Here is a 14283-nt window from a genome sequence, read left to right as displayed (position 1 = left end):
ACCAATGTTGAGGAGCATTATCATGTCAGTGAAAAATAGTTTAAGAAGTTCCATACTCGCTTTAAGCGCTTTAGTGATAAGTGCATGCGGTACCCATGCCCAAGAAAACACAGCCCCACCAGCACCACAAGTCTCTGTGGCACAAGTAATTGAGCAACGTCTCACTGAGTGGGATGAATTTACCGGCCGTTTGGAGGCACCGCAAAGTGTCGAATTGACACCGCGGGTCTCAGGCTATATTGATATTGTCGCTTTCGAAGAAGGTGACATGGTTAATGTGGGTGATCCGTTATTCTTTATCGACAACAAACCTTTTAAAGCAGAAGTACGCCGTCTCGAAGCCGACCTTATGAATGCCGAAGCGCAATACGAGTTGGCTACTTCAGAAGCTCAACGGGCTGAAAATCTGTTAGTTAAAAATGCAATTTCTCAGGAGCTCGCTGATAGCCGCCGGGCACAATTAAAACAGGCGAAGGCAAGAGTACAATCTGTTGAAGCAGCGCTTGAGTTGGCCCGCTTAAATCTGAGCTACACCCGTGTGGCAGCACCGATTGCAGGACGTGTTTCTCGTGCCGACTTCACCAAAGGAAACTATGTTACCGCCGGACAGTCTGTGCTCACCAATCTGGTATCTACCGATAAAGTGTACGCTTATTTTGAAGCGGATGAACAAACCTATTTGCACTATGTAAAACTAGCCCGTGAAGGCAGTCGTCCCAGTTCTCGTGAGCACGAAAACCTCGTATTGATGGGCCTTGCGTCTGATAAAGACTATCCCCACCAGGGTTATATTGATTTTGTCGATAATCGCATCAATCCAACCAGTGGCACCATCCGTGGTCGTGCCGTTTTTGATAACGACGGTCAATTTATACCAGGTTTATTCGCAAGGATCCGCTTAGTGGGCAGTGCCAGCTACGACGGTATTCTCATTGATGATAAGGCCATAGGTACCGATTTAAGTAACAAATTCGTATTAGTACTGGATGATAATAACCAAGTGCAATACCGTGCGGTCACCTTGGGCGAAAAACTAAATGGCTTGAGGATTATTAAGTCGGGTTTAAAAGCTGGGGAAAAAATTGTGGTCAATGGCCTGCAACGAGTTCGTCCGGGTGCCATCGTTAACCCACAAGTCATTTCCATGGCGGAAACATCTCAATTACAAGCGTTACGTCAAATTCAATCTGCCATTGATGATAACTACAACCGCCCTGCCCTGGCCCAAAAAGCACAAAACCTGACGGTTGTGGGAGGTTAATATGAATTTTTCCCAATTTTTTATTCATCGTCCCATTTTTAGTGGCGTATTGTCACTGCTGATATTCATCGCTGGCGCTTTGGCAGTTTGGCAACTGCCGATCACTGAGTACCCTGACGTCGTGCCGCCAACAGTGGTGGTAACGGCTAATTATCCCGGTGCCAATCCAAAAGTGATTGCTGAAACGGTCGCCTCGCCATTGGAGCAAGAGATTAATGGCGTTGAGGATATGTTGTATTTATCCTCTCAAGCTACCTCTGATGGCCGTATGACCTTAACAGTCACCTTTGCTATTGGTACCGATCCAGACCGCGCTACGACACTGGTTCAAAACCGGGTGGATCGCGCTCTGCCGAGATTGCCACAAGAAGTACAGCGCTTAGGAGTAGTCACTGAAAAGTCGTCCCCCGATTTAACCATGGTTGTTCACCTGACTTCACCTGATGACAGATACGACATGCTATACCTGAGCAACTTCGCTCGATTGCGAGTCAAAGATGAGTTGGCACGTATTGACGGTGTTGGCAGTGTACGCTTGTTCGGCGCAGGCGAGTTCAGTATGCGCATCTGGTTAGATCCAGACAAAGTAGCGGCACTAAATCTGAATCCAGGTGATATTGTGGCGGCCATCAGAGAACAAAACCAGCAAGCCGCAGCAGGGATCCTGGGCGCTCAGCCTACAGGCGAAAATGACTTTCAGTTGTTGATCAACATGAAAGGTCGCTTAGCCAACGAGCAAGAATTTTCCGAAATCATCATCAAAACCGATACTAATGGAGCCATCTCCCGCTTAGGTGATGTGGCACGGATTGAACTTGGTGCTAACAGCTATTCATTGCGCTCACTATTGAATAATAAGCCTGCCGTCGCCTTGCCGATATTTCAGGCACCGGGCTCTAATGCTATCCAAATATCCGATGATGTCCGGGCTCGTATGGCTGAATTGAAGCAGCTATTTCCTGCGGGCGTTGATTACAGCATAGTATATGACCCGACTGTATTTGTAAGAGGCTCCATCAAAGCCGTTATCAACACACTATTAGAGGCTGTATTACTCGTTGTCTTAGTGGTAGTGCTGTTTCTGCAAACCTGGCGCGCCTCCATCATTCCACTCGCTGCAGTGCCGGTCTCATTAGTGGGTACTTTTGCCATTATGCAAATGCTCGGTTTTTCCTTGAATGCCTTGTCACTATTCGGCCTGGTATTGGCAATAGGTATTGTTGTAGATGATGCCATCGTCGTGGTGGAAAACGTCGAACGCAACATTGAAGAAGGGTTGTCGCCCGTCGATGCCACCAAACAAGCCATGAAAGAGGTGACCGGACCAATTGTGGCCACAACACTGGTTTTGATGGCGGTGTTTATCCCTACGGCATTTATGTCGGGCTTAACCGGGCAGTTTTATAAACAATTTGCCTTAACCATTACAATTTCCACCATTATCTCGGCGATAAATTCGTTAACGTTGAGCCCAGCTTTGTCAGCATTATTACTCAAACCCCACTCAGCCCCGAAAGACTGGTTAACCAAGGCAATGGATAAAGGGCTACAGCGTTTTATATTTGCCCCTTTTAATCGCCTTTTTAACCGTGGCTCAAAAGCCTACACCAATGGCATCAGTAAACTCATCCGCATGAGCGGCATTATTGTCGTACTGTACGTTGGCTTATTGGGTTTAACATGGCAACAGTTTGAAAACACCCCCACAGGATATGTACCGGGACAGGACAAGATGTACCTGGTATCTTTTGCACAATTGCCAGACGCGTCATCATTGGAGCGCACCGAGGCGGTGATCCGCGAGATGTCTGATATTGCTCTGCAACATCCAGGTGTTGTATCTGCAGTTGCTTTTCCTGGCCTGAACATCAATGGTTTTACCAATAGTTCCAGTAGCGGCATTGTCTTTGTCACCCTGGACAAATTTGAAAACCGACAGACGCCCGAGTTATCTGCTCATGCTATAGCCGGTTCGCTAAACCAGAAGTTTGGTGCCATTCAAGAAGCCTTTATCGCGATTTTCCCACCACCACCAGTACAAGGGCTGGGTACTATTGGTGGCTTTAAACTGCAAGTTGAAGATAGAGCGAACCTGGGATACGAAGAGTTGTATAAAGTCACCCAGCAGGTGATGCAAAAAGCTTGGGCGGCCCCTGAACTCACGGGTGTGTTTAGCAGTTATCAGGTGAATGTACCGCAACTGGATGTCGATTTAGATCGCACGAAGGCAAAAAGCCAGGGAGTTAATATCGACGAGGTATTCACCACTATGCAAGCTTACCTTGGATCAATTTATGTCAACGATTTCAACCAGTTTGGCCGCACTTACCAGGTAAACGTGCAAGCCGATGAAAGCTTTCGTCAGGAGCCGGAGCAAATTGGTCAAATTAAAGTCAGAAATGCGTATGGTGAAATGATTCCTTTAGGCTCTTTTGTGAATGTAACGCAAAGTGCCGGGCCCGACAGAGTGATGCGCTATAACGGCTTTACATCCGCTGAAATCAATGGTGCCCCCGCACCGGGCTATTCTTCCGGACAAGCACAAGCGAAAATTGAGCAAATTCTACAGGAAACACTACCGCTGGGTATGGACTACGAGTGGACGGACTTAACTTATCAACAAATTCTGGCGGGCGATACGGCACTGTTAGTATTCCCCCTCGTAGTACTGTTGGTATTTTTAGTGTTAGCTGCACAATATGAAAGCTTTAGTCTGCCGCTGGCCATCATTTTGATTGTGCCTATGACGTTATTATCGGCCATGACAGGTGTCATTATTTCAGGTGGCGACAACAACATATTTACCCAAATTGGCTTTATCGTTTTGGTGGGCTTAGCCACTAAAAACGCAATTTTGATTGTGGAGTTCGCTAAAGAATTGGAGGACAAAGGTTTGTCCACAATGGCGGCCATAAAAGAAGCGGGTAGATTGCGTTTGCGTCCCATTCTAATGACATCCATTGCCTTTATTATGGGGGTATTGCCCATGGTACTCTCCACTGGAGCGGGGGCAGAAATGCGTCAAGCTATGGGAGTCGCGGTATTTTCAGGCATGATAGGCGTCACGGTATTTGGTTTAATACTCACTCCGGTGTTCTATAAACTTGTGCGCCGCTCATCCGCTGAAAAATCCAATTCAGAAACAGACCACAAAGAGCCGCTGTCCAAAGCAGCATAACAAGTCCTTTCGGAGCCCCTGTTGCCAGCAAAAGTCTCCTCAACGTCGGCAACAGGCGGTTCCATTCACGCTGAACTGTATATCGGCTATTTTTTCATCACCACTTGATTAGCTGCTACAATTAAAATTGTGACGTGAACTCTTTTGAGACATTCCCCGAGATGCAAGAAAAAACAGGTTTTTTCAAGAGCACACTGTTCTTAGCCGTTCTTGTTTGGCTTTTCTCCATATTGTTTGTTAAACCGCCTCTGGCTGCATCGCCCCCTCATGAACTTCGAGTTTGCATGATGGACACCAATCTATTTCCCTTATGGCGAAAACCAGGTGATGAGCATCAACCATTGCCGGGTATCAATGTAGAGTTATTGAATGCAGTGCTTCAATCACTGGATATATCTGTAGTTTGGATTCGCCAACCCTTTGCTCGTTGCCTACATTCACTAGGCTCAGGCTTGGTAGACGTTCTCAATGTTGCCAGTTATTCAGAAGAAAGAGAAAAGTATGGGGTTTATCCTAAAAAGGGGAATAAAATCGATGTGTCCAGACGCTTCAAATACGATATCTATTACGCTTTCACCCACAAAAACGCAGCGACAGATTTTGACGGAAAGACCTTCAGTCAATTAGATGGCCGTCCAGTAGTAGTAGAAATTGGAGCTTCCATCACTTCTAAGCTTTATGGGATGGGCATAAGCCTGATGGAACATCCTCATGTTGGAAGTGCCTTTAAAATGCTGGAGAAAGGACGTGTTTCTGCTGTTGTAACAAACCAATACAACGGGCTTAAATATATGAACAAAAATATTAAGCGCTTAGAGAACCCGGTTCAGGAGAAACCCTATTTTCTGGTGTTTTCTCATCAATTTTATCAATTACACCCCGATACGGTTGAGCATATCTGGTTCATCTCGGGACAGGTACAAGATCATCAATATCAGTCTATATTACAAAAATACGCCAGTATTCCAGACTGGCCAGAGTCCTGGCAACAGCATTAGAACTGACTCAAATTAGCAAAAAACAGTCTACTGAACCATACTCATTGGAATTAGTTTAAATCCACTTAAACAGTACATAGAGACAGCATTTTGAACTGGGTTAAAAACCTGACCAGGCTTTGTAGACTCGGTTGTTCTCGGCATCTGAATGAGGACGACAACCGTCGCATATGTGTAACCAATTTGTTTACCTTATTCGGTGTTGTTCTTACTTTGAGTTTCGCTATAAACGCCTGGCAAAAACACAGTACCTGGATGGCTCTGTGTATATTTGGTGTTTGTGTCTTACTTCTTGCTGCAAGAGCATCGTTGGCACCAGAAAAAAGAGTGGAAAAGCAAATATTACCAGCCAGTTTGCTGATCATTTCAATAACAATCTTAATGTCTATTTTGATTATCAGCGGAGGTATCAACAATACCGGGCCGTTGTGGATATTCATATTGCCACCACTGGCACTGTTTTTCGCCGGGCACCAACATGGCTTACTATTAATGGGGCTTTTTGTGATTTTCATGTCGGTGCTGCTGTTTTATCCCGATGATCAGTTGCTAGCCACCAGCTACAGTTTTGACTACAAGCTGCGTCTGGTATTGTCATTTGTAACTACTATCTTGTTTTCAGCTGTGTACGAGTACACCCGCCAACAGAACTTTAATACCATTCAGGAGCTTAACCAAAAAAACAACTACCTGGCGTTGCATGACCAACTTACGGGATTACCTAACCGGCGTTATCTACAAAACTATCTTGCTCGCGAAATCGCCAGGGCCGAACGACACCACCAATCATTAGCCATAATGCTCTGTGATATTGATAAGTTTAAGCGAGTTAACGACCAGTATGGTCATGATTGTGGTGACAGGGTATTAATAGAAACAGCACAACTCATTTTACATGCCATCCGAAAACAGGACCTTGTAGCTCGTTGGGGTGGCGAAGAGTTTTTGTTTGTTTTACCTGAAACCGGACTGGCGCAGGCTGAGGTTCTTGGCAATCTGGTTCGCAGCAAATTAAGCCAACATCATTTCGCAATCTTACCAACAGACGAGCAAATAACAATGAGCTTTGGCATTGCACTGCTTGCAAGTGAAACAACAATTGATGAGGCAATTTGTCAGGCCGATAAAGCGTTGTATTGTGCTAAACACCGGGGTCGCGACCAGGTGGTTATTTACGACTCAGCAATGGCATCATAAACTACTGAAAATAAAAAACCCTCCACATGGGAGGGTTGCAGGAATTATCCACAATGAGCAAATGGATAATCTACTACTCAGAATCTGTTTTGCTCTGTTTGGTCTGAGTCGTCGTCTTTCTGGTCGTGGTGCGACGCGCTGCAGGTTTAGGTGCAGCAGCAGAAGACGTTGTCTTAGACGAAGCAGCGCGAGGCTTGCGTGTCGTGGTACGCTTAGCAGCCGGTTTTGGTGCAGGTGCAGCCGCTTCCTGAGTTTTAGACGGAGCCGATGTTGTGGCTTTCGTCTCTTCAGTTTTAACTGTGAGAGTGGCAACAATCTCAGTTAACGCGTCAACCTTTGCGGCCAAACGTGCAATTTTGTCCTGTTTGCTTTCCTTGTTCAAACCAAGTTTTTCGCGCAGCTCAAGGATTTTTTCGTCTTGCGGAAATCCAGACTGCAACTTAGTTTTTAACTCACCTTCAATCGTTGCGCCCTTAGCAAGCACACCGTTAACCAATGAGTTAGTTCCTTCTAACAGTTCATCCATTTTTTTGACTGCGTATTCTTTACCAAGTAAACACGCCCCTAACCCTGCTAACCAAAACTGACGGCCAGCCTTCTCTACGTTCTTTACAGTACTCATGAAACACTCCCGTCTATTGGGTAAGCAAAACCAGTGGGATAGAGAGCCAAGCTCTCTACCCAAAATTTAATTACTTAGCAGACAGCTTAGCAACAACGTCAGTCAATGCGTCGATTTTTGCAGACAGCTCAGCAATTTTGTCTTCGTCAGACTGCTTGTCCAAACCTAACTTTTTGCGAACTTCAGCAACGCGCTCTTCGATGTTTGCTTTTTCTTTGAACTTGCCTTTTGCTTCAGTTTCTAAAGCTTCACCTTTAGTTACCAGCTCGTCGAATACTTTAGTCGCTTCAGTATTCATTTTTTCGAAGTTGCTTTGTACTTCGTCAAGGCTCTTACCGTAAGCACCAAGACCTGCTAACCAGATTTTACGTGCAAATTCTTCAGCGTCGTTTACTTTTGATTTAATGTTTTCAAGTTTAGTCATTTTCTGAATCCTCAGTTTGTGGTTGATTCGTTATTTGATGATGCACAGTTTACGAACATATTTTAGAATTCGCATACTAAACCCCAATATCCCTCAAAAAATTTTACAAATGTTTGTTTTATAAAGAATTTATCGAAGAAGAGGGTTGATACGAAAGAATATAAACAAGAGGATTAGAAAGTACTGCCTAAAACAAGGTGGGGTTTCAGGCAGTTTTGCTGGCTTAGTCTACCAGTCCGGCGGGTAAATCATTGCGGATTTCGGCCCATAACTTACCACTATCGATACCATATTGACGCACGACAGCAGGAACACCATCAAAATTACCATCTTTGGCGAGCTTTAAAAGCTCCTGATAATAATCCAATGTGATCTCACGAGTCTTAAGTCGCTCAAAATAGAACCCACCGATTCTGGAATACAGGTTTTTAAAACCATTCATCATTAACACATAGACTTTATTGTCAGATGCCAGTGCAAGATCATGCGTTAGCTGATAGTCAAGATTAGCAAAGGTTCTGCCATCACCCGCTAACCACTCACTGGACTTTTCTAGTTCTGGCTCCAGCAGAGCGACTACCTTTTCGTTGGCATTCTTTATCGCGGCTCTTATAAACAACATGCTCACATTAGTACGAGCAGCTAACAAATCGTCAACCAGCTTAGGAATACCGTCTTCGTTTAACCTCGCCAAAGCTTCTAGAATATTAAGACCACAGGTTTCCCAAAAATCATTAACTCTGGTGGGTTTACCATGTTGGATAGTTAACCAACCATCCCGTGCCAATCTCTGTAAAACCTCCCGCAATGTAGTGCGGGTCACTCCGATGAGTTCAGACAATTCACGTTCAGCAGGTAAAATGGTGCCAGGGGGGAATCGACCACTCCAGATAGATTCAACAATATATTCTTCTGCGAATCCCGCTGGGCTTTGCGCTTTATAAATCATTTAGCTCGCTCACTAATTATTATTATGGCGTTACTGTCTGTTCCGGTATTTGGGCAAAACAATCATGCTCATTTCTTACTTAAAATCACCGGAAAGCATTAATTTAACTGGTTCCTCATACAGGTTATACCAGTTCCAATGTTAAAGCTAACAATGAATGCTGAGTGAATCAATAAGCAATTTGCTCAAAGCGTTCTTTATCTGCGCTAAAACAAAAGTTAAAACCCTCTATAGCGGATTTTTGCCTCCCACTTGTCTAAAAACATTCCTACAAGCAACAGGCTAATAGCTTGGAGTTTGTGCAAAAATAGCTTTTTTATGACTAAACTCAAAAGTATGGCGATTAGACCTTGCTTTTTAACGGTTCACACTCTAAAACGGTGAACCCTTTTCCGGAAACAACAAAGGAACGGTTTCAATGACCCCAAATCTATCCCGGTCTTTATACAAAAACTTCTTGGGGAATGCCCCAGGCTGGTACAAAAAGGCGATTATTGCGTTTCTGATCATCAACCCTTTTCTATTCGCCTTAAATCCTTATCTGGCAGGCTGGGCCTTGGTGTTGGAATTCATATTTACTCTTGCCATGGCACTTAAGTGTTATCCATTGCAGCCGGGTGGCTTATTGCTCATCGAAGCACTCGCCATTGGTATGACGTCTCCGGAGATGATGCGCCACGAAATAATCGTCAATATCGAGGTATTGCTGCTGTTGGTCTTTATGGTGGCAGGTATCTATTTCATGAAGGACTTACTCCTGCATGTATTTACCAAATTGGTGATCAAGGTAAAAAGCAAAGTAGCGTTGTCCATCGCCTTTTGCGCTTCCTCAGCAATACTCTCAGCATTTCTCGATGCCTTAACCGTTGTTGCCGTCATTATTGCTGTTGCAACGGGTTTTTATTCCATTTACCACAAGGTAGCTTCCGGAAAATCTTTCCACAGTGAGCACGATCATACCGATGATGATGTCTTGCACCATCCTACGCGAGACGATCTTGAAAGCTTTCGCGCCTTTTTGCGTAACCTGATGATGCACGCCGCTATTGGCACCGCGCTTGGCGGGGTGATGACCATGGTGGGTGAACCACAAAACCTGATTATTGCGCAACAAGCCAGTTGGGGCTTTTTAGAGTTCTTCATTCGCATGAGCCCGATTACTATGCCTGTGTTTATCGCCGGATTGATCACAACTGCTGTGTTAGAAAAAACCAAATTGTTCAGCTACGGCGCTCAACTTCCTGCCTCTGTGAGAGAAATCCTGGTGAACTACAGTGAACATCTGGACGAACAACGCACCGATAAAGACAGAGCCAAGCTGTTTATCCAATCTCTCATCGCTATTTGGTTAGTTATTGGCTTGGGAATGCACCTGGCCGCCGTCGGTTTAATTGGACTTTCCATCATAGTACTTGCAACGGCTTTTTGTGGTGTCATCGAAGAACACCAAATAGGCCACGCATTTGAAGAAGCACTACCTTTCACTGCACTGCTTTGCGTATTTTTTGGTGTGGTCGCAGTGATCATTGACCAAAAACTCTTTATTCCGGTAATCCAATGGGTACTGACTTTCGAGGGAAAAACTCAATTATTAGTGTTTTATATGGCCAACGGTGTGTTATCCATGGTGAGCGACAATGTATTCGTTGGCTCCGTTTACATCACTGAAGTGGGCAATGCGTTGAAAGCCGGCGAGATCACGCGTGACCAATATGACATGCTGGCGGTAGCGATTAATACAGGTACCAACTTGCCCAGTGTCGCGACGCCAAATGGACAAGCAGCCTTTCTGTTTTTGTTAACCTCAGCGCTGGCGCCACTGTTGAGATTGTCTTACGGCAAAATGGTGTACATGGCACTTCCCTACACTATCGTACTGACAATAGTGGGATTACTGGCTGTTTACTTTAATCTGTATGACATGACGGAATGGTTTTACGAAATGCATTGGATTAATCACCACAGTGAGACATTAGGGGAAGTTGGCGGGCACTAGTCGCGTCTTCTTACTTAATTTATTAAACAAAGGCACCTCAATAGAGGTGCTTTTTTTATGACGCCCAGTTTATAATTCGCAAAAAAATAATGAGAACAAACAGTGCTGGAACTATTAAGCAAATTCCCTGATGAAAAAAGTGCCTGGGGCGCCCTTTGGTTAAGTGCCCTTGGCTTTGAAATTACCGCCTTATTTTTCCAATACAGTATGGGGCTTGCGCCTTGTATCATGTGTATTTATCAACGCACTGCCATGCTCGGCATCCTGTTTGCCGGTCTTATCCCGTTCCTCTACAACCATTTTGCCAGCCGATTGGTGGCGTTTATGCTGTGGGGATTGTCATCCATATGGGGACTTTTGATCGCAATCGAACATGTAGACATTCAAATGGACCCCAATCCATTTTTTGCCTCCTGTGAGATTGTGCCTAACTTTCCTTCGTTTTTACCTTTACACGATTGGATACCCGCCTTTTTTGCGGCTACAGGCGACTGTGGCAATATCGACTGGCAATTCTTGTACTTTTCCATGCCACAATGGATGATTATTCTATTTGGAATTTACAGCCTGCTTTTTATAGCTATGCTGGTGCCAAGGTTGCTCGTTCAAAGACGCTTTTAAGAATAACTACAACAAAACCATTTGCTGTAGTAGCACTTGAGTGTATTGATGGCTATTGGTTGGTTCTGGTGCCAACCAACAAGCCAGGCAGGGCCGGTGGCCGCAGGTAGTTTATTTACAGAAGCCTAGAATTGATGTAAGAGACGAGCGTACCATAAACCGCCATTAATGCCCATTGGCGAAGTGGATGGGTACAATGCCCCTGCTCTCCCCGCCCAAGGGTTATCGTCTGGGCGGTTGTCTAATAAGTTATTGGCACCAACGATAAAAGACCAATCAGGTGCAAACTGATACCCCAGCTCGACATCAATCGTCACTTCCTCGCCGGCATAAATATCAAAGCCAGAGGAGGCATCCAGGTGATCTTCATAATACCCAGAGTAGTAGTTAAATCTCAGTAGAGAATCGAAGTTATCCCACGTTTGACTCAATGCCAGAGAAGCCCGGTGGCGAGGAATATTTTGTTCGATCATGCGGATGCGCTGTGGTGTCAGGTTTGATTCAGTAATTTGCTCGCCGTTAACATCACTTCGAGTATACAGAGACACCCTTTCAACTGCCGTTTTGGTCCAGTTGTAATTAAAGGAAAATTGCGTCTGCACCCCTTTAATCTCTGTCACATAATTCATTACCCAGTCTATGCCCTGAGCTCGCGTGTCGAAGTCATTGGTGAAATATTTAATGGAGGCAAATCGGTCCGCATCGGTAATACCTTGAGCCACCAAGTCAGCCAAATCTGCATCGGTTAAGGCAATGCCGGAAGTGGTACTTATGCGATCCTTTAAATCAATCTGAAAATAGTCAAACGTAAAGTAAAACTGTTTAGCGATCTGGCCAACAATACCCAAGCTGAGATTAATGGATTCTTCAGGCTCCAATGGTGTGGCCCCCACCTGAATACTAATGGGGTGTGTGGGCGGCAAAGTAGCCTGATCTTGCAGCTGATTCTCATAAAATGCGGTGGTGACGTTTATCACATTACTTTGCCCCACCGTTGGTGCTTTAAAACCACTGTTAATTGAACCGCGTAATGCAAGCTGCTTATTGGCTTGTGCTAAAAATGACACTTTTCCATCAAGGGTTTCGCCAAAGTCCGTATAATCTTCAAAACGCAAAGAGGTATTGACCAGTAAATTTTCCGTCAGCCAGGTTTCCAGTTCGAGATAAGTTGCCCAATTTCCTCTGCCCCAATCACCTGCAGATTCTGGTCGATACCCCGGAAAGCCGTTTGAGCCAATCGTTAATCCTGTTGTTTGTCTTGATTCAGCGGTCAAAGCATACGGACCTGTTACCCAGGAAGCCGTATCGCCAGCCACCTGTTGATAATTTTCTCTGCGCCATTCAAACCCTGCGGCGAAGCTCACCTCATCCGGAAAACCGACATTCAGGGAATTTTTTAGATCAAAATTAAACCCTTTCTCAATCTGACGCGCTCCGCCAGGTCGAAATGACGTGGGTGACGCCGGTCCCAATGAGGGATTGAGAGAATCATTCAGAAAGTAATCGACAGAAGAATAGCCCAAGGACAAACTAGCATCATATTCCCAACCGCCGTTTAACTCTCCTGATATGCCTGCCACCACAAAGGCGTCTTTCACTACACCGCCAAACTGCGGAGTGAAACCAGCGGGATAAACCTCGTTAAAAGCAAAGCAATTAGGGTCTGAAAACACTTGTTGATATTCAGGAGTCAGGTGCAACAGCGTGTCATGCTGATAAGTTAATTGAGGGCAGCCGACCCCATCTTCGGGAGTCAGGTCCAGCACAATCCACTGATAAGCAGCAGGCATCACAAACTCGTTAAAATCGGTATTAGTTACTGACATGCCGTCAAAAATTGGAATGGTGTTCACGCCAGAGCGAGTCTGTGGATTACGGTAGAAGAACCCCCCTTCCACTTTCCTCTGGGCCATGTTCAAAAAACCATAGAGCTGCTGATCTGTTTTCAGATCATAGCCCATATTTGCCATCAGCTTGGCATCATAATGTGTTTTCGGCGTGCCCCAAATTTGAGCCGGGTCTCGAACTTGTAGACCATTATTTGCCAACAACATAGCATCATCTCTTTGCACTGAGCGACTGGTAGGTTCCTTGTGAATTGACTCTGCACTTAAGTTAAGAAAACCGTTGTCTCCTAAACTAAAGCCACGATTAGCGAGAAGTTGCACCGCTTCACCATCATTTTCATAGTACTGGGCTATTCGAGCTTCAAACATTCCGCCAACGTCTTCATCCTTTAAGGCAAAATTTAATACTCCGGCAATCGCATCTGAACCATACTGCGCAGAAGCACCATCGCGCAGCACCCCTACTTGTTTAATACCCGAAATGGGAATTGCCGCAATGTCTGGTCCTTGTGCGCCATCAGACAAACCGCCACCAAGAAAAGTGATCACAGCAGAGCGATGGCGGCGTTTGCCATTGATCAACACCAAGGTATGGTCAGATGCCATCCCTCGTAAGTTTGCAGGCCTGATTAGTGTTGATGCGTCATTGATAGGTTGGTCATTGACATTAAATGAAGGGATCAGCTTTGATAGCATCGATAGCATATCAGTATTCCCCTGCCTGCGCATGTCTGCAGCGGAAATCACATCCAGGGGTACGGAAGACTCAATAGCATTGCGCGGTGTGGTGCGGGTTCCAACTATTGCGATTTTCTCAATATACGTTTCCTGTAATTCAATCTTATAACTGGAACGCTCATCGCCTTCGATATCATATTCTGTTCTAACCGGTGTTGCAGTGGTGTATTTGGCTGGAACATGTCGAATGGGGCGCACGCTTAACTGCCCATCCTCCCCTGTTACGGGATAAAGACCGGTTCCTTCTAATAATTTAACTATACCTAACTCAATGCTGTATTCCCCTTGCAGTGCATTTGAGCTTTCTTGCTCTGCTAAATCATAAGGAAATAACAAAGTGATGTTTGCTTGTAAGGCGAATTCGGTAAGCGCCTTATTTGCGGGTAGCGCGGGAATATCAAAGTGGATTTTTTCAGAAGCGAAGGCCACTGAATTATAACAAGTGACAAGAA

Annotated in this window: 10 protein-coding genes; 6 read left to right on the top strand and 4 right to left on the bottom strand. The window is 45.1% G+C overall.

Features of this window, described 5'->3' with window-relative positions; genetic code table 11:
* Nucleotides 1-22: 22 nt before the first annotated feature.
* The 4 genes from AABA75_RS08130 (at nucleotide 23) to AABA75_RS08115 (ending at nucleotide 6634) form a co-directional block, all read left to right on the top strand.
* The gene (locus tag AABA75_RS08130; protein ID WP_338292121.1) at nucleotides 23-1261 is read left to right on the top strand and encodes an efflux RND transporter periplasmic adaptor subunit; all 1239 of its coding nucleotides are present in this window, start codon (nucleotides 23-25) and stop codon (nucleotides 1259-1261) included.
* Nucleotide 1262: 1 nt separating this feature from the next.
* Nucleotides 1263-4439 (top strand): efflux RND transporter permease subunit, encoded by a 3177-nt coding sequence (locus tag AABA75_RS08125; RefSeq protein ID WP_338292120.1) that lies wholly within the window; start codon nucleotides 1263-1265, stop codon nucleotides 4437-4439.
* A gap of 284 nt (nucleotides 4440-4723) precedes the next feature.
* Nucleotides 4724-5437 carry a substrate-binding periplasmic protein gene (locus tag AABA75_RS08120; RefSeq protein ID WP_338292119.1) on the top strand — a complete coding sequence of 238 codons (714 nt, stop codon included), beginning with the start codon at nucleotides 4724-4726 and terminating at the stop codon, nucleotides 5435-5437.
* A gap of 90 nt (nucleotides 5438-5527) precedes the next feature.
* Nucleotides 5528-6634 carry a GGDEF domain-containing protein gene (locus AABA75_RS08115; RefSeq protein ID WP_338292118.1) on the top strand — a complete coding sequence of 369 codons (1107 nt, stop codon included), beginning with the start codon at nucleotides 5528-5530 and terminating at the stop codon, nucleotides 6632-6634.
* 73 nt (nucleotides 6635-6707) lie between these two features.
* Here the strand turns inward: AABA75_RS08115 and AABA75_RS08110 are convergent, their stop codons facing one another.
* From AABA75_RS08110 to fadR, 3 genes are all read right to left on the bottom strand, one after another.
* Nucleotides 6708-7256, bottom strand: a complete 549-nt coding sequence (locus tag AABA75_RS08110; RefSeq protein ID WP_338292117.1) for a hypothetical protein — start codon at nucleotides 7254-7256, stop codon at nucleotides 6708-6710.
* A 70-nt stretch (nucleotides 7257-7326) separates the two neighbouring features.
* Nucleotides 7327-7680, bottom strand: coding sequence for a phasin-related domain-containing protein (locus tag AABA75_RS08105; protein WP_338292116.1), 354 nt, complete (start codon nucleotides 7678-7680; stop codon nucleotides 7327-7329).
* Nucleotides 7681-7903: 223 nt separating this feature from the next.
* On the bottom strand, nucleotides 7904-8629 hold the full coding sequence (gene fadR / locus AABA75_RS08100) for a fatty acid metabolism transcriptional regulator FadR (protein ID WP_338292115.1): 726 nt from the start codon (nucleotides 8627-8629) through the stop codon (nucleotides 7904-7906).
* A 418-nt stretch (nucleotides 8630-9047) separates the two neighbouring features.
* Here fadR and nhaB point away from each other — a divergent pair, with 418 nt between their 5' ends.
* Both nhaB and dsbB read left to right on the top strand, forming a co-directional pair.
* On the top strand, nucleotides 9048-10625 hold the full coding sequence (nhaB, locus tag AABA75_RS08095; protein ID WP_338292114.1) for a sodium/proton antiporter NhaB: 1578 nt from the start codon (nucleotides 9048-9050) through the stop codon (nucleotides 10623-10625).
* A 105-nt stretch (nucleotides 10626-10730) separates the two neighbouring features.
* Nucleotides 10731-11246, top strand: a complete 516-nt coding sequence (gene dsbB / locus AABA75_RS08090; protein WP_338294822.1) for a disulfide bond formation protein DsbB — start codon at nucleotides 10731-10733, stop codon at nucleotides 11244-11246.
* Nucleotides 11247-11371: 125 nt separating this feature from the next.
* Here the strand turns inward: dsbB and AABA75_RS08085 are convergent, their stop codons facing one another.
* Entirely contained in the window at nucleotides 11372-14260 is a 2889-nt protein-coding gene (locus tag AABA75_RS08085) for a TonB-dependent receptor (protein ID WP_338292113.1), read from the bottom strand.
* Nucleotides 14261-14283: the final 23 nt, after the last annotated feature.

Origin of the sequence: Planctobacterium marinum, from assembly GCF_036322805.1 — a bacterium.
In the GTDB taxonomy this organism is placed as follows: Bacteria; Pseudomonadota; Gammaproteobacteria; order Enterobacterales; family Alteromonadaceae; genus Planctobacterium; species Planctobacterium marinum_A.
Note: the sequence above shows the minus strand (reverse complement) of the source record. Positions and strands in the feature narration are given on the sequence as shown.